General features: G+C 64.5%; 17 protein-coding genes. 8 read left to right on the top strand and 9 right to left on the bottom strand.

The annotated features are described in order from the left end of the window. Positions 1 to 61 precede the first annotated feature (61 nt). On the bottom strand, positions 62 to 1912 hold the full coding sequence (locus tag ASF77_RS06870; RefSeq protein ID WP_056336702.1) for a M1 family metallopeptidase: 1851 nt from the start codon (positions 1910 to 1912) through the stop codon (positions 62 to 64). Between the two features lie 186 nt (positions 1913 to 2098). On the opposite strand from ASF77_RS06870, the gene ASF77_RS06865 reads away from it, so the two are divergent. Then, positions 2099 to 2674, top strand: a complete 576-nt coding sequence (locus tag ASF77_RS06865) for a TMEM165/GDT1 family protein (RefSeq protein ID WP_056336699.1) — start codon at positions 2099 to 2101, stop codon at positions 2672 to 2674. Positions 2675 to 2974: 300 nt separating this feature from the next. On the opposite strand, the gene ASF77_RS06860 is transcribed toward ASF77_RS06865, so the two are convergent. Further along, positions 2975 to 3913, bottom strand: a complete 939-nt coding sequence (locus ASF77_RS06860) for a PfkB family carbohydrate kinase (protein WP_056336696.1) — start codon at positions 3911 to 3913, stop codon at positions 2975 to 2977. After that, entirely contained in the window at positions 3910 to 4530 is a 621-nt protein-coding gene (locus ASF77_RS06855; protein ID WP_056336694.1) for a glutathione S-transferase C-terminal domain-containing protein, read from the bottom strand. Before ASF77_RS06855 ends, ASF77_RS06860 begins: the two co-directional genes overlap by 4 nt. A gap of 146 nt (positions 4531 to 4676) precedes the next feature. Here ASF77_RS06855 and purB point away from each other — a divergent pair, with 146 nt between their 5' ends. After that, on the top strand, positions 4677 to 6056 hold the full coding sequence (gene purB, locus ASF77_RS06850) for an adenylosuccinate lyase (protein WP_056336691.1): 1380 nt from the start codon (positions 4677 to 4679) through the stop codon (positions 6054 to 6056). Between the two features lie 188 nt (positions 6057 to 6244). On the opposite strand, the gene ASF77_RS06845 is transcribed toward purB, so the two are convergent. Next, positions 6245 to 8194 carry a TonB-dependent siderophore receptor gene (locus tag ASF77_RS06845; RefSeq protein ID WP_082493621.1) on the bottom strand — a complete coding sequence of 650 codons (1950 nt, stop codon included), beginning with the start codon at positions 8192 to 8194 and terminating at the stop codon, positions 6245 to 6247. A 243-nt stretch (positions 8195 to 8437) separates the two neighbouring features. On the opposite strand from ASF77_RS06845, the gene ASF77_RS06840 reads away from it, so the two are divergent. Genes ASF77_RS06840 through ASF77_RS06830 form a run of 3 tightly spaced genes read left to right on the top strand, consistent with a single transcriptional unit; the run spans position 8438 to position 10130 of the window. Beyond that, positions 8438 to 8974, top strand: a complete 537-nt coding sequence (locus ASF77_RS06840; protein ID WP_056336688.1) for a cytochrome b — start codon at positions 8438 to 8440, stop codon at positions 8972 to 8974. 12 nt (positions 8975 to 8986) lie between these two features. Further along, complete coding sequence (locus ASF77_RS06835) at positions 8987 to 9538, top strand: YceI family protein (protein ID WP_056336685.1); 552 nt, start codon at positions 8987 to 8989, stop codon at positions 9536 to 9538. Between the two features lie 22 nt (positions 9539 to 9560). Further along, positions 9561 to 10130 carry a YceI family protein gene (locus ASF77_RS06830; protein WP_056336681.1) on the top strand — a complete coding sequence of 190 codons (570 nt, stop codon included), beginning with the start codon at positions 9561 to 9563 and terminating at the stop codon, positions 10128 to 10130. A 76-nt stretch (positions 10131 to 10206) separates the two neighbouring features. Here the strand turns inward: ASF77_RS06830 and ASF77_RS24840 are convergent, their stop codons facing one another. Beyond that, positions 10207 to 11700, bottom strand: a complete 1494-nt coding sequence (locus ASF77_RS24840; RefSeq protein WP_229445294.1) for a hypothetical protein — start codon at positions 11698 to 11700, stop codon at positions 10207 to 10209. A gap of 297 nt (positions 11701 to 11997) precedes the next feature. Between ASF77_RS24840 and ASF77_RS06820 the strand changes: the two genes are divergently transcribed. From ASF77_RS06820 to ASF77_RS06810, 3 genes are all read left to right on the top strand, one after another. Further along, complete coding sequence (locus ASF77_RS06820) at positions 11998 to 12267, top strand: GlsB/YeaQ/YmgE family stress response membrane protein (protein WP_056336677.1); 270 nt, start codon at positions 11998 to 12000, stop codon at positions 12265 to 12267. Positions 12268 to 12330: 63 nt separating this feature from the next. Continuing rightward, a complete protein-coding gene (locus tag ASF77_RS06815; RefSeq protein ID WP_056336673.1) occupies positions 12331 to 13608 on the top strand; it encodes a phosphatidylserine/phosphatidylglycerophosphate/cardiolipin synthase family protein in 1278 nt (425 codons plus the stop codon). 128 nt (positions 13609 to 13736) lie between these two features. Further along, positions 13737 to 15896: a S46 family peptidase gene (locus ASF77_RS06810; protein WP_056336670.1), complete on the top strand. Its 2160-nt coding sequence runs from the start codon at positions 13737 to 13739 to the stop codon at positions 15894 to 15896. Between the two features lie 78 nt (positions 15897 to 15974). On the opposite strand, the gene ASF77_RS06805 is transcribed toward ASF77_RS06810, so the two are convergent. The 4 genes from ASF77_RS06805 to ASF77_RS06790 form a co-directional block, all read right to left on the bottom strand. Continuing rightward, entirely contained in the window at positions 15975 to 16586 is a 612-nt protein-coding gene (locus ASF77_RS06805) for a hypothetical protein (protein ID WP_056336667.1), read from the bottom strand. A 119-nt stretch (positions 16587 to 16705) separates the two neighbouring features. Then, a complete protein-coding gene (locus ASF77_RS06800; protein WP_056336664.1) occupies positions 16706 to 19177 on the bottom strand; it encodes an MASE4 domain-containing protein in 2472 nt (823 codons plus the stop codon). Between the two features lie 194 nt (positions 19178 to 19371). Beyond that, positions 19372 to 19593 (bottom strand): hypothetical protein, encoded by a 222-nt coding sequence (locus ASF77_RS06795; RefSeq protein WP_056336661.1) that lies wholly within the window; start codon positions 19591 to 19593, stop codon positions 19372 to 19374. 65 nt (positions 19594 to 19658) lie between these two features. Beyond that, on the bottom strand, positions 19659 to 20096 hold the full coding sequence (locus ASF77_RS06790; RefSeq protein ID WP_056336659.1) for a thiol-disulfide oxidoreductase DCC family protein: 438 nt from the start codon (positions 20094 to 20096) through the stop codon (positions 19659 to 19661). Positions 20097 to 20153: the final 57 nt, after the last annotated feature.

Raw genomic sequence — 20153 nt, 5'->3', positions numbered from 1 at the left:
CTTCTAGTCCTTGTTAAACGGGCCGTCTCCCGGCCCTTGGCTCATCTGCTTACTTTTCTGCTTATTTCGTCAGCGCGCGGTCGACGCTACCCTGCGTTTCCGGGTGATAGCGCTCGCGCGCGGTTTTGTAGACGTTTTCGGCCCAGGCACGATCCTCCGCATTCGCGCGCAGCGCCGCATACAGCGGCACCACGAACTTCTGGCGGCCGACGCTCATCAGGAAAGCCTGCAGCTGCGGGCGCACGGCGCGGTAGCCGGCGTGCACGGCCGCGCGGTAGAAGCGGAAGGCGACTTCGTTGTTGCCGGTCTTGGCCAGGCCGAAGGCGGCGTCGAGCTCTTTTAATCGGGCGGCGTCGGCCTTGTTGTCGATGTCGTTCAAAAACTTCATCCACTCGAGCGCGCTCCAGCCTTTGGTGTCGAGCTGCGCGGTCGGCAGCGTGCCCTTCAGCCAGGCGGCGGTCGTCGCATCGAGCGCCACCAGGCGCTGCGAGCTTGCGTACTTGGCGCCGGCCGGAATGCCGGGGCCGTACAGCCACTCGTCGAGTTCGGCCTCGCTCATCACCTGCGGGTGCTTCGCCAGCAGATTGGTGCGCAGGTAGGCGACGAACTGTTCGGTCGTCACGCTCTGGAAGGCATGGCCGTCGAACCAGCCGCGCAGGAAGGGATCGAACACGGCGCGGCCGGCGCGCTGCTCCAGGGTGCGCAGCAGCCAGGCGCCCTTCGGGTAGGCCAGGTCTTCGCTGGTGTAGGTGGCGGACGAGGTATCCGGGTCGCGCGTGAGCAGCGCCTGCTTCTCTTTCGAGATCTCCGCCAGCGAGGCGATCGCCTCTTCCTGCTCGAGCTGCAGGTTCATGGTGGCGACTTCTTCGCCATACAGCTTTTCGAGGATGCGCGTCGTCACGTAGGTCGTAAAACCTTCGTTCAGCCACCAGTGCTTCCACGAGGCGTTGGTAACCAGGTTGCCCGACCAGCTGTGCGCCAGTTCGTGGGCGATCAGGTCGACCAGGCTGCGGTCGCCCGCGATCATGGTCGGCGTCAGGAAGGTCAGGCGCGGATTTTCCATGCCGCCGATCGGGAACGAAGGCGGCAGCACCAGCATGTCGTAGCGTCCCCAGCGATACGGGCCGTAGAGCGATTCGGCGGCGGCGACCATCTTCTCGGTGTCGGCCAGTTCGTAGGCGGCGGCCTCGATCCGTTTCGGTTCGGCGTAGACGCCGGTGCGTCCGCCCAGCGTACGTGCCTCCAGTTCGCCGATGCCGATCGCCAGCAGGTACGAAGGAATCGGCTGCGGCATGCTGAACTTCCAGCCTCCCTTCCCCGTCGCCTTGGGGTCGTTATCGGCGCTCATCACGACGCGCAGGCCTTCCGGCGCGTCGATGCGGGCCGTGTAGGTGAAGCGCACCGCGGGCGTGTCCTGCACCGGCGCCCAGGAACGGGCGTTGATCGACTGCGACTGGCTGAACATGAAGGGACGCTTGCCCGACAGGGTCTGCGCGGGCGTCAGCCATTGCAGGGCACTGGCGGTGGGCGCGGTGCGGTAGTGGATGCGCACCTTCGGCGCCTGCGCCGCCAGGTCGATGCGCAGGGCCTGGCCCTTCTCCTTGTCGAACGGGGCCAGCGTGTAGTGCACCGGCGTCCAGCGGCCGCGCGCGTCCTGGGCTTCGATCTTCGAGATGGCCAGTTCGCGCGTGTCGAGCACGAGGCGGCGCGCGTCCTTGTCGAGCCAGTCGAGCGTCAGTTCGGCGTGGCCGGCCAGCGTCTTCTTCTTGAAATCGGCTTTCAGGTCGAGGTGCAGGGCGCGCGTTTTGACCTGTTCCACATTGGCATAGCTGAGCGGGTCGAAGGCAAAGGCGGTGGCGCCGTGCAGGCCGAGAATGGCGCAGGCGGTGGCGCGCAGGAGGGAGCTGGTCATGTGCTTGATGGTGAATGGCAGAGCGGAGGCGCGAGAAGAATAGCATGCGCGCCGCGGCCGCGAAAGCGCGCCCTTACGCCTGTATTGACACTGAGTGACACTGAGTGACGCTGAGTGACGCTGCGCCGAGGCCGGCTCTGCTATGATGCGCGCTCTGCCTTGATCACGTATTTATCCGCTGCTCCCATGGATGCCTTTCTTGTCGCAACCGGCATCGTCGCCCTCGCTGAAATCGGCGACAAGACGCAGCTCCTCGCCTTCCTGCTGGCCGCCCGTTTTCGCCGCCCGCTGCCGATCATCCTCGGCATCTTCATCGCCACCCTGCTCAACCACGCCTTTGCCGCCGCCGTCGGCGCCCTGGTGAGCGAACTGCTCGGCCCTTCCGTAATGCGCTGGGTGCTGGGCCTCTCCTTCCTCGGCATGGCGATCTGGGCGATGATCCCCGACCAGATCGACGAGACCGAAGCCTCGTTCGCCAAGTTCGGCGTCTTCATGACGACGCTGCTCGCCTTCTTTGTCGCCGAGATGGGCGACAAGACCCAGGTCGCCACCGTGGCCCTGGCCGCGCGCTATACCGAGATCGCCGCCGTGGTGGCAGGCACCACGCTGGGCATGATGATCGCGAATGTGCCGGCCGTGCTGTTCGGCGAGCGCATCGCGAACAAGGTGCCGCTGGCGCTGGTGCACGGGATCGCGGCGGTGATCTTCATGGGGCTGGGGATGGCGACGCTGATGGGGGCCGGGCAAGGGTTCGGGTTTTGATAGCACCCGCGGCGGTTGCGTAACGTAGGGTGGGCACCCCGTGCCCACGCGTTACGGGCGTGTCCGACATTGTTGACGGGAGCGTGTCGCTCCGCAGCGCATGCAAGTGACCGATCGCGGCACGGGCATGTCTTGCGAGCGATATGTCATCGCCGGCGAATCAATCATACGTGCGTAACGCGTGGGCACGGGGTGCCCGGTGAACCCGTCATTGTGGCCATTGGCCACAATGACCCCGTACGGTGCGCATCCGTGCGTAGCGAGACCCGGTACGTTACACCGACGCCAGCATGAAAATCCTCAACGCCAGCGCGTCATCCACTGATCGTAGAAGCCCAGATCGCGCGGGACGGCGCCGGGAATCGCGCAGATCGCGCCGGCGAATTCGTTGGCGCGTGCGAGCGTCGATTCGAGCGGCCAGCCGCGGGCGCGGCCGAGCAGGAAGATCGCGGAGAAGGCATCCCCCGCCCCGACCGTGTCGATGACAAAGGCCGGCGGGGGCGTGTCGCGGGTGTCGATCGTGACGCCGCCGGCGCCGAAATACACCGAGCCGCGATGCCCGAGCGTGACGATCAGCGCCTGCAGCCCGAACATCTGCAGCAGCGCGGCGCAGGCCGAACGGGTTTCGTCGGCCGCCATCGGCGGGTCGTTCGGGCCGAGCTGGAAGTACCAGCCGAACAGCGCCTGCAGCTCGTCTTCGTTGACCTTGGCGATGTCGGCCGCGTGCAGCGAGTCGGACACGGTGCGTTCGTCGACCTGGCCATCGCGCATGTTCACGTCGAGGAAGCGCAGGCCGGACGTCGCTGAGAGCAGCGCCTTCAGGGTGCCGCGCGAACGCTCGGCGCGCTGGGCCAGCGTGCCGAAATACAAGGCGCCGGCGTCGACCGCCTTGGCGGCGGCCAGCGCGTCCTCGCGTGCGATGTAGTCGTAGGCCTGGTTCGGCACGATGACGAAGCGGTGGCCGTGGGCGCCGCGCTCGACGATGACGCGGCCGGTTTCCTCGATGCTGTCGCGCTGCAGGCCGGCCTGCGACATGGCGAAGCGCTCGAACTCGGCCGCGATGGTCTCGCCGTTATGATCCTTGCCGACGCGCGTGATCATCAGTTGCGGCGCCATGAAGGCGGCCAGGTGGCGCGCGACGTTGAAGGGCGCGCCGCCGACGACTTGCTCGGTGGCGAAGTCGTCGACCAGGGCTTCGCCGAAGACGATGGTGGTGGCGGTAAGGTTCACGCCGCTCATGCTTCGAACGGCGCCGTGTCGCGGAACGAGGGCCGCTCGCTGAGCTTGTCGAACAACTTGGCCAGGTTCGGATAGTCGTCACGCCAGGCGATGCCGGGGAAACGGAAGGACAACCAGCCGAGCGCGCAGCCGACGGCGACGTCGGCCAGCGTATAGGCCTTGCCCATGCAGAACGGCTGCTCGCCGAGTTTGTCGGACATGACGGCCAAACCCGCATGCACCTTGCCCATCTGGCGCTCGATCCACTGCGGGCTTTGCTGCTCTGGCGGGCGCAGCGTCTTTTCCAGGCGCACCAGCACGGCCGCGTCGAGCACGCCGTCGGCCAGCGCTTCCCACACTTTGACATCCGCACGGTCGCGGCCGTTGCCGTTGGCGGGCAGCAGCTTGCAGACGGGCGTGAGGGTATCCAGGTATTCGGCAATCACGCGCGAATCGTAGAGGGCATTGCCGTCTTCCATCACCAGGCAGGGCACCTTGCCCAGCGGGTTGGACTGGTGCACCTGGGTCTCGGCGCTCCACACGTTGTCGAGCTCGAATGCGTAGTCGAGCTTCTTTTCCGCCATCACGACGCGGACTTTGCGCACATAGGGGCTGGTGTTCGAACCGATGAGTTTCATAGATGCTCGAGATGTCATGTTTAATAGGAGTATAACATCGGGCCGCTTGCCGAAAACGGCCGCGCAGGCCCGTTTCGCTGTGCCCGCAACAAGGCCCCGGGGGCGCTACGGTGGTAAAATCCGCGTTTTTGCACGGACTGCCCGCCATGACCGCTACCGCCCCACTTTCCTCCCTGTCGGCACTGTCGCCGCTGGACGGCCGCTATGCCGCCAAGACCGACAAGCTGCGTCCGATCCTGTCCGAAGCCGGCTTCATGCACCATCGGGTAAAGGTCGAGATCGCCTGGCTGCAGGCCCTGGCACAGGCGGGCTTCGACGAGATCAAGCCGTTCTCGAACGAAGCGAGTGCTCACCTCGACGCGCTGGCGGCAAATTTCAGCGAGCAGGACGCCGCCCGCATCAAGGAAATCGAAGCGGTCACGAATCACGACGTCAAGGCGGTCGAGTACTGGCTCAAGGAACAAGTCAAGGACGTGCCGGAACTGGTGGCAGCCAGCGAGTTCATCCACTTCGGCTGCACTTCGGAAGACATCAACAACACCAGCCACGGCATGATGCTCAAGGCCGCGCGCGACGGCGTCATGCTGCCGGCGCTGCAGGCCATCATCGCCAAGCTGACCGAGATCGCCCACACCAACGCGGCGCTGCCGATGCTCTCGCGCACCCACGGCCAGACCGCCAGCCCGACGACCCTGGGCAAGGAATTCGCCAATGTCGTCGCCCGCCTGCAGCGCGCCGTGAAGCGCATCGCCGACGTCGAGATCCTCGGCAAGATGAACGGCGCGGTCGGCAACTATAACGCCCACCTGTCGGCCTATCCGGGCTTCGACTGGCCGGCCTTCTCGAAGGACGTGATCGAATCGCGCCTCGGCCTGACCTTCAATCCGTACACGATTCAAATTGAGCCGCACGACTACATGGCCGAGATGTTCGACGCCATCGCGCGCGCCAACACCATCCTGCTCGACCTGAACCGCGACATCTGGACGTATGTTTCGCTGGGCTATTTCAAGCAGAAGCTGAAGGCCGGCGAGATCGGTTCGTCGACCATGCCCCATAAAGTCAACCCGATCGACTTCGAGAATTCGGAAGGCAACCTGGGTCTGGCCAACGCCGTGCTGCGCCACATGGCAGAAAAGCTGCCGGTCTCGCGCATGCAGCGCGACCTGACCGATTCGACGGTGCTGCGCAATATCGGCGTCGGCTTCGGCTACGCCCTGCTCGCCTACGACAGCTGCCTGCGCGGCCTGAACAAGCTGGAAGTGAACGCGGCGCGCCTGGAACAGGATCTGGACGCGAACTGGGAAGTGCTGGCCGAGCCGGTGCAAACCGTGATGCGCCGCTACGGCATCGAGAATCCGTATGAGCAGCTCAAGGAACTCACGCGCGGCAAGGGCATCACCAAGGAAGCGCTGCGCGAGTTCATCGGCACGCTGGCGGTGCCGCAGGAAGCTAAGGAGCTGATGTTGGCGATGACGCCGGCGAATTACACGGGCTTGGCGGCGGAGTTGGCGAAGAAGATTTAAGTGGTTCGTGCTTCATGAAAAAGCCCGCGTCAGAATATGGCGCGGGCTTTTTATTGACGCGGCGGTTATGTAACGTAGGGTGGGCATGCCCACGCGTTACGCACGGCTCCCGGTCGAAACGCAGGACGTAGTCCGCACGCTTTGCCACGCGTGGGCATGCCCACCCTACGTTACGCGACCGTTCCAGATCAATGCTGCCAGACGAGTTTCACGCCTACCTCGCGCCCCAGCTCCGCCCGCGTCGCCATCGGCCCATACTCCCCATGGCTGCCGTTCAAATTCCGCCCGACCAGCGACAACTCCAGATGACGGTTCAAACGCCAGCCGAAGCGCGCGTCCAGCGCCCAGTAGGACGGCACGGCCGGGTTTTCGAGCGCGCCCACCTTGCGCAGCCCGACCTCGAGATCGCGCTGGTCGTCGAAGCTGTAGTGCGAGCGCAGCTGCAGCGTGTGGTCGGGATCCTTGCCCGCATTGCCCGGCCCGGCGGCGTCGTTGCTGGCGGGTTTCAGGCGCAGGCGCTCGCGCAGGGCCGTGTAGCCAGCCGACATGCGCCAGGCCTCGCTCAGCTGGTAGCTGCCCCACATCTCGATGCCGGTCGCGTCCCCCTCCATCAGGCTGCCGAAGGTAAGGAAGGTGCGGGTCGGGTCGATCTCCTGGGTGCGCAGGTGGTCGTACTCGTTATGGAAGATCGTGGCCGAATACGACAGCCCGGCGAGCGGCTGGCCGCGGTAGCCGAGTTCGAACACCTTGGCCACTTCCGCCCGCACTTGCTGGCCGCCGCGCAGCAGATAGGGTGGGCGGCCGGGAATGAAAGCATCGACGTCGAGCCGGGTCGGCGCGCGCACGGTGCGCGAGAGCGCCGTCCACAGCGCATGGCGCGGGGTCAGGCGCCAGGACAGGCGCGCGGTCGGCAGCAGTTCGTTGCCGGTGTAATCGTTGCGTTCGATGCGGGCGCCGAGCGTCAGGCTGAGGTCGGGACGCAGCGCGATCTCGTCCTGGGCGAACAGGCTGGCCCAGGTCTGTTGATCCTTCGGCGGCAGGAAGGCGATGATCTCGCTGTTCGTCACCTGATCCCAGCTATGGCGGTAGTTGGCGCCCCAGACCAGGCTATGCGCGCCCCAGGCCGGCAGCGAATGCTGGAACTGCAGGTCGGCGATATTCAGCGATTCGGTGAAGGTCGGCGGCACCTGGCGCCGCGTATGGTCGAGATAGGCCTGTACGCTGAGGCGGCCGCCGTCGGCCAGCACGCGTTCCCAACGCCCCGTCAGGTTGGCGCCGTGGGTGTCGATGTCGCCCAGGCGCAGGGCGGTGCCGGTGACGGAGATCGCGCCCGGCTCGGGTTGTTCGAGCTCGCCGCGGTAGGCATTGCCGTTCAGGCTGAAGACGTCGTCGCCGCGCTCCCAGTCGGCGCGGAAACCGACTTGCGCCTGGTTCCAGGCATCGTTGACGCGCCCGCCCGCGGCCGTCTCGCCGTGCGCGAGCGTAAATGCCTTGCCATAGACGCGCCAGCTGGCCTCGCCTGCGCGGCCGCCCTGGCGGAAGGCCAGGCCGCCGCCATCGGTGGCGTTGCTCACGACGGCCAGGCTGCCCTGGGTGGCGTGCGCCGAGCGCGTGGTGATGTTGATTACCCCGTTGACCGCGTTCACACCCCACATCGTGCCGCCGGGCCCGCTGATGACCTCGATGCGTTCGACGTCTTCCAGCACCACGTCCTGCTGATCCCAGAACACACCCGAGAACAGCGGCGCATACACGGAGCGGCCGTCGATCATCACCAGCAGCTTGTTCGGCGCGCTGTTGCCCGATCCATTCAGGCCGCGCGCGCTGATAGAGTACCCACTGCCGCTGAGCTGGCCGATGTGCAGGTTCGGCGCCAGGCGCAGCGCGTCCGGCAGGCTGCGCGCGCCGGCGCGGCGGATGTCCTCACCCGTGATGACGAACACCGAGGCCGGCGCGTCGAGCAGGCGCTCGGGCCGTTTCGACACCGAGGTCACCTGGATGTTTGCCAGCTCCTCGATCGACAGGTCGGCGAAGTCGGCCCCTTGCGGATCGGCTGCATGGGCATGCTGCGCGAACGCGGCGGCAAGCAGCAGAACCAGCGCACGCAGGTTTGGGCGGCTTGGGGAACAATTGTGCATACGACTCCTCGACACGGGCTGGCCCGTTTTTATTGTGCGCTCTTTTTGGCCGGATTCACTGGGGGCAGTGTGCCGTTTCATTGTGAATCTGCGCCTGTTTCGATTTTACATTCACCCACGCCCCTGCTGTGCACGTTTAATAAACCATGCTAGTGTACGAAGAGAAACATGCAGCTGACGAGCGGTGCCCATTCTTTTTTGTTATAGTTTAGTTCTAATCAGTACTAACACGCGACGGCAACCATGCAGCGTTATTCCCTTCCCGCGATCGTCCTGCACTGGCTGCTGGCGCTCCTGATCATCGGCACCTTCACGCTGGGCCTGGTGATGACCGACATCCCGGGACTGACGCCGACCAAGCTGCGCTATTTCTCATGGCATAAATGGGCCGGCGTGACCGTGCTTGCGCTGGCCACCTTGCGCCTGCTGTGGCGCCTGCGCCGCCGCCCACCTGCCTATCCCGGCAGCATGCCCGCCTGGGAGGGCCGCGCCGCCCATGCGCTGCACGCCCTGCTGTATGTGGCGATGTTCGCGGTACCGCTGTCCGGCTATTTCTATAGCCTGGCCGCCGGCGTGCCGGTCGTGTATTTCGGCCTGTTCCCCTTGCCGACGCTGATCGAGGCCGATCCGGTACTGAAACCCGTGCTCGGCGCCCTGCACTACTGGCTGAATATGGGCCTGGCCGCCCTGGTGGCGCTGCACGTGCTGGCCGCCTTCAAGCACCTGCTGATCGACCGCGACGGCATCATGGGACGCATGCTGCCCTTTTCGACTAAATAAGGAATCAATTCAATGAAACCCGTGCGCGCACTCGCCCTCGCCTCGCTGTTTGCCAGCGCCTTCGCCGGCGCCGCCGTGCTGAAAACCGATCCGGCCAAGAGCAGCGTGGCCGCTGTCTTCAAGCAGATGAACGTGCCGGTTGAAGCGAAGTTCAAATCGTTTACGGCCCAGATCGACTACGACGCCGCCCGTCCCGAAGCCTCGAAAGCGACGGTCGAGATCCAGACCGCCAGCATGGATCTGGGCGACGCCGAGTACAACCGCGAGGTGGCGAAAAAGGAATGGTTCAATACGGCCCAGTTCCCGAAAGCGAGTTTCGTCTCGACCGCGATCAAGCCGGCCGGGCCGGGCAAGCTGAACGTGGCCGGCAAGCTCACGCTCAAGGGCAAGACCGCGGACGTGCAGTTTCCGTTGACGGTGAAGAGCGAAGCGAACAAGCAAGTATTCGAAGGACAGTTGCCGATCAAACGGCTGGCTTTTAATATCGGCGAAGGCGAGTGGAAAGACACGAGCATGGTCGCCGATGAAGTTGTCATCAAGTTCCGCGTCACTGCGGGCCAATAATTTTATTTACCAAGGGAATCCCATGAAACTCAAGCTCCTGATCGCCGCCACCCTCGCCACCAGCGCCGGCTTCGCCTTCGCCGCCGCCGACACCTATAAAATCGAACCGAACCACACCTACCCGAGTTTCGAAGCCGACCACATGGGCATCTCGGTCTGGCGCGGCAAGTTCACCAAGACCGACGGCACCATCACGCTCGACCGCGCCGCCAAGACCGGCAGCTTCGACATTACCGTCGACATGAGCAGCGTCGATTTCGGCCACGCCAAGATGAACGAGCATGCGAAGAAGCCGGACATTTTCGATGTCGCCCAGTTCCCGACTGCGACTTTCAAAGGCAACAAGCTGCGCTTCGAAGGCGAGAACCTGGTGGCCGTCGAGGGCAACTTCACCCTGCACGGCGTGACGAAACCGCTGACCCTGAACATCGCCAAGTTCAAGTGCATCCAGCACCCGATGCTGAAACGCGAAGTCTGCGGCGCCGATGCCCACGGCTTCTTCCTGCGCAGCGACTACGGCATCAACTTCGGCCTGCCGAACTTCTCGCCGGAAGTGAAACTGGCGATTCAAGTGGAAGCCGTCAAGCAGTAAAAGTCGGCCCTATAAAAAAAGCCCCGCTACCTTCCGGCAGCGGGGCTTTTTACTTGGTAGAACCTAGACCGTTGAATTAACGGCCGTCACGATCCAGGTCGCCCGGGATGGCGCGCTCGACCTTATGCCAAGCGGCACGGCTGGCCGACTTGGCCTGCTCCCACGACAGGCGCGAATTGCCCTTGGTCGTGTTCCACTCGTCGGCCAGGTAGGACTCGTTCTGCTCGTAGCTGCCTGGGTAACGGCTCTTGCCGTTATAGCCCAACGCGTATGCAGGCTGGTAGTCGTCGTAGGTGTAGCCCGGGGTGTAGTGCGACTCGGTCTGGTAGTTGTTGCGCCAGTGTTCGTCTTCCTGCGCTGGGTTGACCAGGCCGCCGACGCCCTTGCCGGCCATGCCGCCGATCGCCGCACCCACACCCGCACCGACAACCGCGCCGAGCGGGCCGCCGACGGCGCCGATCGAGGCGCCCGCTGCCGCGCCGCCGCCGGCGCCCACGCCCTTGGCCAGGTTATGGTCGCTGCGGTCGTCTTCCGGCTTCGAGTTGATGACTTCGCCTGCGCCCTTGCCGGCCGCACCGCCCGCCAGGCCGCCGATCACGGCGCCCGCTGCCATGCCGACCGGGCCGGCTGCAGCACCGATCGATGCGCCGGCGACTGCACCGCCGGCACCACCGACGCCTTGCGCCAGGTTATGGTCGCCCAGTTCGTCGTTGCCCTTCGGGTTCACGACTTCGCCCGCGCCACGGCCGGCTGCGCCGCCCGCCAGGCCGCCGACGACGGCACCGGCCGCCATGCCGATCGGGCCGCCGACGGCGCCGATCGCGGCACCGGTAGCCGCACCGGCGCTGGCGCCGACGCCCTTGGCCAGGTGGTGTTCGTTCAGGTCGTCACCGGTTTTCGGATTGACGACTTCGCCCACGCCCTTGCCGGCCATGCCGCCGGTGACGCCACCGATGGCGGCGCCGGCGATGGTGCCGACTGGGCCTGCAGCCGAACCGATGGCGGCGCCAGCCAGCGCACCGCCGACAGCACCGACGCCGGTACCGATGACGTGCGAACCGCCGTGTTCGGTCCACGAACGTTCGATGTGGGCAGCGTCTTCGTCGTTGCGGGCGTTCACGCCCATTAGGATGCCACCGCCCTTGATGCCTTCTTCATAGTGTTTAGCGCGTTCTTCAGGGATACCTGCACCGATCAGCGCGCCGATCAGGCCGCCGGTGATGCCGCCCGCGCCGGCGCCGGCCAGGGCCGCGGCCAGTGGGCCGGCGACCACCAGGCCGAAGCCTGGCAGCACGAGGGTGGTGCCGACGGCGGCGATGCCAGCCAGGACGGCGCCGATGGTGCCGCCGATGCCTGCGCCGATGCCGGCGCCTTCAGCGGCCTTGCTGCCCAGTTCGGTATCGGTATCGCCGAAGTGGGTCTTGCGGGTCGAGTCCGACATCATCAGGTTGACGTCGTCCTTGCTGTAGCCACGGTCCGAGACCGAGCTGTAAGCGCGTTCTGCGCTGGCGCGGTCCGGGAACAGGCCGGTGACCATGCGCGAATTTTGCTTATTCGTATCGTAGCTCATGATGTATCCCTTTCAAAGGTTCGTAGTGCGGTCAGGTCTTGCAACATTGGGTTGCCAGTAGCCGAACAATATGCCCCGCCGTCAGGCCCTTCTGTTCGCTGACGCACTCACTTCGGGACATTCCAGACGGCAATCAAAATCGCGAAAAAACGGGGTGCGGAACACGATTTGCAGATTCGTCGTCTAACGTTCGTTGCCGCACCGACCCGCGATGTTGGCGATCTGTAGACTTTTTCACATGGCCACCGGAATCAATTGGCCTCGGGTAGGTTTTTTTTACTATGAGGAGGAACTAAAATGCTATTCATTATCTGGATCGTCGTCGGTGGTATCCTGGGCTGGCTCGCAAGCATGGTCATGAAGACCGATGCGGAGCAAGGCATGATTCTGAACGTCGTGGTCGGTATCATCGGCGCCTTCCTGGGCGGCTGGTTGCTCTCCCCACTGTTCGGTACGGGCACAATCAATTCGGATGACTTCAGCGTTTCGTCGCTGCTGGTCTCGTTCCTGGGTGCTGTCATCCTGCTGGCTATCGTCAACCTGCTGCGTCGCGGCCGCGTGCGTTAATCAGTGGACTGCTCCACCTAACCAACGCTTCCACGCGTTGGTTTTTTTTTGCCAAAAAATCTTATGAGCGCCAGTAAAGTCACCGTTTCGATTGTCACCAGCCTGCTGACATTGTTTGCCGGCTTTCTGGCGCTCAATTTCATGCCGAGCGAAAAGCAGATCGAGACCCAGCTCGTGCGCCAGTACGACGTGCACGACGCCCAGTTCCGGCGCTCGATGGGCGTGCTGCTGGGCCCGCCCATCATCGAGGGCAACCGGGTCGAGGCCCTGGTCAACGGCGACCGGATCTTTCCCGCCATGCTGGACGCCATCCGCGGCGCCAAGGAAACGATCACCTTCGAAACCTATATCTACTGGTCGGAATCGATCGGCGAGGAATTTTCCGCAGCCCTCGCCGAGCGCGCGCGCGCCGGGGTCAAGGTGCATGTCATGCTCGACTTCATCGGCAGCATGAAGATGACGGACGAGGCCATGCAAAAGATGCGCGACGCCGGCGTGCAATTGCAGCGCTACCATAAGCCGGCCTGGTGGAAGCTGGCGCGCTTGAACAACCGTACCCACCGCAAGCTGCTGATCGTCGACGGCCGCGTCGGTTTTACCGGCGGGGTCGGCATCGCCGATCAGTGGCGCGGCAATGCGCAGGACGAAAAGCACTGGCGCGACACCCATTTCCGCGTCGAAGGCCCGGTGGTCGGCCAGATGCAGGCCGTGTTCACCGACAACTGGACGAAATCCACCGGCGTCGTGCTCGACGGCCCGCTGTATTTCCCGCCCCTGAAGGCGGTGGGCAGCATGCCGGCCCAGATGTTCTCCAGCTCGCCGACCGGCGGCAGCGCCAGCATGCACCTGATGTACCTGATGGCGATCACCGCCGCCCGCACCTCGATCGACTTGTCGGCCTCGTATTTCGTGCCGGACGAACTGACCATCCGCGCCCTGGCGTCGGCCGCCAAACGCGGCGTCAAGGTGCGCATCATCTTGCCGGGCAAGGAAATCGATGCGGGCATCGTGCGCCTGGCCTCGCGCGAACGCTGGGGCGACTTGCTGAAAGCCGGCGTCGAGATGGCCGAATACCAGCCGACCATGTACCACGTGAAAGCACTGGTGGTTGACGCGCTGATGGTCTCGGTCGGCTCGACGAACTTCGACAACCGCTCGTTCAGCATCAATGACGAGGCCAACCTGAACGTGCTCGACGCCGATTTCGCCCGTGCCCAGGTCGCCATTTTCGAGGACGACTGGAAGCGCGCGCGGCGCATGACGCTGGCCGCCTGGAACAATCGCTCCTGGACGGAGAAGCTGAGCGGCGAATTCGCGTCGCTGTTCGGCTCGCAATTGTAAATACCGTTCACGCGGGCGCTGCGCGGGGCGGAAATATATCGGTTGACGAGCTGGTAAGGGATTACGGATACTCTCGGGATGCTCCACCGGAGCCGACGTTTTCCCGAAACCATCCTGATCGATCGCGAATGAAAAAGACTCTCCTCTCGCTGGCCATCCTGACCAGCTTCGCCGCACACGCGGACGAAGGCATGTGGATGCCGCAGCAGCTGCCACAAGTAGCCCAGCAACTGAAAGCCGCCGGCCTCGAGCTGGATCCGGCAACCCTGACCAAGCTGACCGAATTCCCGATGGGCGCGATCGTCAGCCTGGGCGGCTGCTCGGCCTCGTTCGTCTCGCCGCAGGGCCTGGTGGTCACCAACCACCACTGCGTCTACAACAGCATTGCCGTCAACTCGACGCCGCAGAAAGACCTGCTGGCCAACGGTTTCCTGGCCAAGACCCTGGGTGAAGAAGTGCCGGCCTCGCCAGGCAGCCGCGTGTTCGTGACCGAGGAAGTGGCGAACGTCACCGACCAGATCATCGACGCCAAGGTCGCCAAGCTGACCGGCAAGGCACGTATCGATGCGATCGAAAAGAACCAGAAGGAAATGGTTGCAGCCTGCGAAAAAACGCCGGGCTACCGCTGCACCGTGGCCAGCTACTACGGCGGCCTCGAGTTCTACCGCCTGAAACAGCTGGAAATCCGCGACGTGCGCCTGGTGCACGCGCCACCGTCGGGCGTCGGTAAATTCGGCGGCGACACCGATAACTGGATGTGGCCACGCCACACCGGCGACTACGGTTTCTACCGCGCCTACGTCTCGAAAGACGGCAAGGCCGCCGACTACTCGGCCGACAACGTCCCATACGTGCCGAAACACCACCTGAAGATTGCCACCGAAGGCTCGAAGGAAGGCGATTTCATCATGGTGCTGGGCTACCCAGGCCGCACCAACCGCCACCGCCTGCCGTCGGAAGTGCAGTACACCTTCGACTGGAACTACCCGGCCTTCGTGCAAGCCTCGGGTGACGTGCTCGCCATCATCGAGCGCGAAACCAAGAACGACCCGGCAGCCAAGCTGAAGTACGCTGGCCAGATCGCGGGCGTCAACAACTACTACAAGAACCGCAAGGGCATGCTGACCTCCTACGAGAACAGCGATTTCCTGCAGCGCAAGACCGCCGAACACAATGCGATGAAGGCCTGGGTCAACGCCGACGCTGCTCGTAAAAAGCAGTTCGCGGGCGACATCGACGCCGTGGAAAAGCTGATCGCCGAGCGCGACAACAGCACCAAGGAAGGCTTCTACCTGGGTTACGCCCAGCCACGCTTCCTGAGCTCGGCACGTACCCTGTACCGCCTGGCCAACGAGCGCACCAAGCCGGACGCCGCACGTAAATCGGGCTACCAGGAACGCGACATGGCGCGCATGACCTCGGTCATCACCGGCCAGGATCGCACCTACGACGAAAAGGTCGACAAGGCGCTGGTGCTGCACTTCCTGACCAAGTACCTGGCCCAGCCGGCGAAAGAGCAGGACACCGCCTTCAACAAGGCCTTGGGCATCCGTTCGGGCATGAGCCAGGACGAACTGAAGGCCGCGATCGACACCATGTACGCCGGTTCCAAGCTGGCCAACAAGGACGAGCGCAGCGCCTGGCTGAAGAAGACCCCGGCCGAGTTCAAGGCCAGCAACGACAGCTTCATCAAGGCTGCCGTCGCCATGTATGACGCCGACCTGAAGGACGAAGCCAAGGGCGAAGAGCTGGGCGGCAAGATCCAGAAGGCCTACTCGGGCTACATGAAAGCCAAGATCGCCTACATGAACAGCAAGGGCCAGGCCGTTTATCCGGACGCCAACGGCACCCTGCGCGTGACCTTCGGCAAGATCATGGGCCGTGAACACGGCGCCGACGGCACCGGTTCGTGGACCGCCTTCACCACCGTGAAGGGTGTCGTTGCGAAGCACACCGGCGAAGGCGAGTTCAACGCCCCAGCCGCCCAGCTGGCCGCCATCAAGGCCAAGGACTTCGGCAAGTATGTCGATCCGGCGCTGAAGACCGTGCCTGTGAACTACCTGGCGACGCTCGACATCACCGGCGGCAACTCGGGTTCGGCAGCACTCAACAAGCGCGGCGAACTGATCGGCCTGGCCTTCGACGGCACCCTGGACTCGATCATCTCGGACTGGGACTTCAATGCGGCCAACACCCGCGACATCCAGGTCGACGTGCGCTACATGCTGTGGAACATGAAGCATGTGGACAAGGCCGACAACCTGCTGAAGGAAATGAACGCGCTGTAATGCGTTATGAGGCGCCGCGGCGCCTCGTTGAATCAAAAGCCACGCTGCCGAGAGGCGCGTGGCTTTTTTTCGTCCCGCTTAATTGACGGGCGGCGGGGCGGCCTCGCGCACCGCGGCCATGCAGGCGGTGTAATCGCCGATAAAGCGGTCGCGCAGGATGGCGTATTCCTCGAAGTTCTGGAAAGCGCGCCGTTCCGGTTTCTGGTTCAGCAAGTAGGCGGTGGCGATGACGCCATGTACATCGTCGAACCACACCACCATGCTGACGACACCGGGCGTCAAGGTGCGGTTATTCAGCGCCACGACTTCGAGCCCGCGTTCGACACGCTGCACCCTGTCGCCGGACTCCGGTGGCGCCTTCCGCTCGATCATGCGCAGCTGCGCCATGATCGCCGCCTTGTCGGCGGCATAGTGTCCGGCGACCGAGCGCTCCAGCTTGAGGTTCACGAACGGGTCGGTGCCGGGATAGGCCAGCATCACCCTCTGCCCCATCGCGACGGAGACCGACTGCTTGCCGGCGTCGGTATCGACGGTGCGCGTAAAAGGGCCCGGCACCCGGGTGAAGGAGACCGGTTTCAGGTCGTCCTGCCAGGGACAGGCGGCAGGCGAAGCCAGGGCATCGTCGGCGGCAAGCGCGGGAAGCAGGTGGAACAGCGGCGCCAGCAGCAGCGCTCGGAAGAAATTATTCATGGTGGACAGGCCCGGCGGCGGGCGGCGTGTTGTCGAACCGCCAGTATGCTGTCCGCCACATGGCTTTGCGCGCCTGGCTGCAAAGGCGCGTGACATGGCCATCGGGGTAGCGCGCCATGCTACCCGGCGGCCGCTTTCGACAGCAGGCCGCGCACCGCGCCCGCCAGATCCTCGCGCGCATACGGCTTGCTGAGCAGGTTGACGCCGTCGGCCAGGCGGCCGTTGTCGATCACGGCATTTTCCGTATAGCCCGAGGTGAACAGCACGCGGATGGCCGGATGAAGGCGCCGCGCATGCTCGGCCAATGCCGTGCTGCTCATCTCGCCCGGCATGATGACGTCGGTGAACAGCAGGTCGATGCGCGTTTCGGCGTCGAGCAGGCGGGCCGCGGCGTCGGCGCTAGCGGCCGTCAGCACCTTGTAGCCGAGCTGGGTCAGCATGGCGGCGACGTTGTCGAGGATCTCGGCCTCGTCGTCCACCGCCAGGATGGTCTCATTGCCGCCGGTGACGGGTACCGCCGTCTCGCTCTTGCGCGCCGTTACTGTTTCGTTCGTGCGCGGCAACAGGACATGCACCGTCGTGCCCTGCTCCGGCACGCTGTCGATGTCGATATGGCCGCCGCTCTGCTTGATGAAGCCATAGGCCATGCTCAGGCCCAGGCCGGTGCCTTTCCCTACGCCCTTGGTCGAGAAGAAGGGTTCGAAGGCACGTGCCTTGACCTCGTCCGTCATGCCGATGCCGCTGTCGCGCAGCGACAAGCGGACGTAGTCGAGGCCTTCATGCAGGGTGTTGGTCACGCTGGCCATCAGGCTGCCGCCCTCGGGCATCGCATCGCTGGCGTTCAGGACGAGGTTCAGGATCACGTTTTCCAGCTGTTGCGGATCGGCCTCGACATTCCATGCATCGGGCGCGATCTCGAAGCGCATCTCGACGCGCTCGCCGACGGCCCGCTTCAGGAGCAGGTCGATGCCGGTCAGCACCTCGCCCAATTGCAAGGGCGCCGGCTGCAGCGGCTGCTTGCGGGCGAAGGCGAGCAGCTGGGCCGACAGCTTGGCGCCGCGCCGCACCGCTGTCTGCGCGGACTGGCAGCGCTCCTGCACCTTGGGGTTGGCCGCGCTGAGCATCTTGATCAGGTCGACGTTGCCGTTGATGATGTGCAGCACGTTATTGAAATCGTGGGCGACGCCGCCGGTCAGCTTGCCGATCGCCTCGAGCTTTTGCGCATGCATCAGCGCCGCCTGCGTTTCTTCCAGCGAGCGCGTGCGTTCCAGCACCAGGCTTTCCAGGCGGCTGCCGTGGCGCTCGAGCTCGACCCGCGCCAGGTACTGTTCGGTCACGTCCTGGCCCTGGATGAAGACCCCTGCCAAGTCCCCGTCGGCACCGATGTTCGGCTGGAACAGCACGTCGATCACGCGTTCCTCGGCGCTGCCGCCCGGCCCCCGGCGCAGGTTCAGCTTCATGCCGCTGACCACCTGGGGCTGCTTGCTGCGGACGACCTCGTCGAGACAGTCGAACCAGCCTTGCCCTTCCAGCTCGGGCAAGGCCTTGCGGATCGGCAGGCCGACCAGCGCGCGCTTGCCGACCAGGCGCCCGAAGGCGGCATTCACGATCTGCAGGTGGCATTCGTCGTCGCCGAGCACGGCGACGAAGCCCGGCGCCTGCTCGAACAGGCTCAACAGACGAGCGTGTTCGCTGGCCAGGCGTTCGTTGGCCTGCGCCAGCAATTGCGCATGCTGGGCGGCGCGCAGGTAGACCCGGTTTACTTCCTTCAGGTACAGGCCCAGCATCACCAGCGCCGCCACCAGCGCATTGACACGTCCGATGTACCAGCCGACCGACAGGCGGGTGCCGCCCGCCATCGTGATCGCATTGTCGAAGGCCAGCGCCACCATGGCCACGCCGATCCAGGCGCTGATCGGGGTCTGGAAGCGGGTCGCACGCCACAGCATCGCGATCGCCGCCATGATCACGGCCTGGATGAAGGGGGCATAGCCGCTGTGGGTGATGCGGTTGAAGTCGCCCGCGATGTCAACCACCGGCAACAGCGGTTCGAAGGTGGTCACGCCGGCCAGCGTGGCCAGCACGGCCGCGGCCGTCCAGGCCAGGCAGCGGCGGAAGGCGGCGCCGCGGTCAGCGGAGACCCGCCCTGGCGCGCGCAGCTCGGACAGCGCGTAGCAGAACAGCATGCCGGTTGCGCTCAGGTGCCAGAAGAACCACAGCCAGCTCGTCGTCTGCCCGCCGCCCAGCAAGCGGGTGCCGGGGACGAAAGCGCCGGGCACCGACAGGAACTGGGCCGTCAGGATCGCCGCCGTGTACACCGAACCGCCCCACAAGTACAGGATGGCATGGGTGCCGATCTGCCTGAAATATCCGTACAGCAGGTAGGCTGCCACCGAATACGCGCCGATGATCGCCGTCTGGTAGGCCGGCAGGAAGGAAGGAATGGCCGGCCACTTGGTGGCCGCGATCGGCATCAGGAGCGCAGTCAGCACCGCGATGGCCAGGGCGGCGCACAGCGCCTGGCGCTGGAATGGCGGCAGCTTGCCGGCGAAGCGGTTGGCGCCGGGCGCGGCGGAAGCGGTCTGGGTCATTGCTTGCTCGTAGAGTACTGCCGTGAAAGCAAGATCCGGTCGCTGCCGACAACGGCGTCAGGGCGACGCCGTCCTTGCAAAGACATGGAGAATAGCACCTTTTGCCGGATGCCTGGTCATCCGGCAAGGCCGCCATGCACCGGGAAAACGCGACGGCGAGGACGACGCCACATCCCACACTGCGGCGCAGGATCTCAATCCAGCGCGCGGCTGGTCGGCTTGGCGAACAGGACGATGAGCCAGCCGACAAACGACACGGCTTTCCAGATGCCGAGCAGGCAGAAGAAATACACGATCCAGCGCGCCAGGTTCTCGGCGGGCCAGGCGTCCGCGCTGCGCAGCAGGAAGATGGTCAGCATGGGGCTGATCACGATCACCGGCAGGATGAACCACCATTTTTTCTCGAGCTGCGACATGCTTCTCCTTGATGATGGTTAGCGCTACAGCCTCGCAGCGGGCGCGGCGCAATGCCTCGTGCGCGCTAGCTGCTGCCGAGATAGCGTCCGGCATGATCCGGGTGCGGCAGCGCGCAGTAATCGTATTTCCCGAACAGCGCATAGCGGTTCAATGCGATGCGGTCGTACAGCCAATTCCTGAACGGTGTCGGCAGCACGCTGAATACGCAGGCCGCTTTCCATGGGAACCCGAGTTCGCGCATCACCGCAAAGAAGGCCTCGCTTTTCTCGAGGCAGGCACCGGCACGCACGACCAGCATGGTGTCGAAGTAATCGGTCGGATACGCAAAATGGGCCAGGATCGCCTGCCCTTCGGGCGACTGGACACTCGCCAGCCTGAAACGGCGCCGGTGGTCGTGCTGGATAATAAAATTACTCCACGCATTGCATAGTTTGCAGACACCGTCGAACAGGATCAGGTTTTCCCCATCGCGCAAATGCGGGATCTTGTCAGCGGCTTTCATGGTTTCTCGGCTGTTTATCCAGGTCTCGCCACAACATAAACAATCGTCCAGTACAGG

The organism is Massilia sp. Leaf139, from assembly GCF_001424165.1.
GTDB lineage: Bacteria > Pseudomonadota > Gammaproteobacteria > Burkholderiales > Burkholderiaceae_D > Telluria.
The sequence above is the reverse complement of the archived record's forward strand: the minus strand, read 5'-3'. Positions and strand labels throughout refer to the sequence as shown.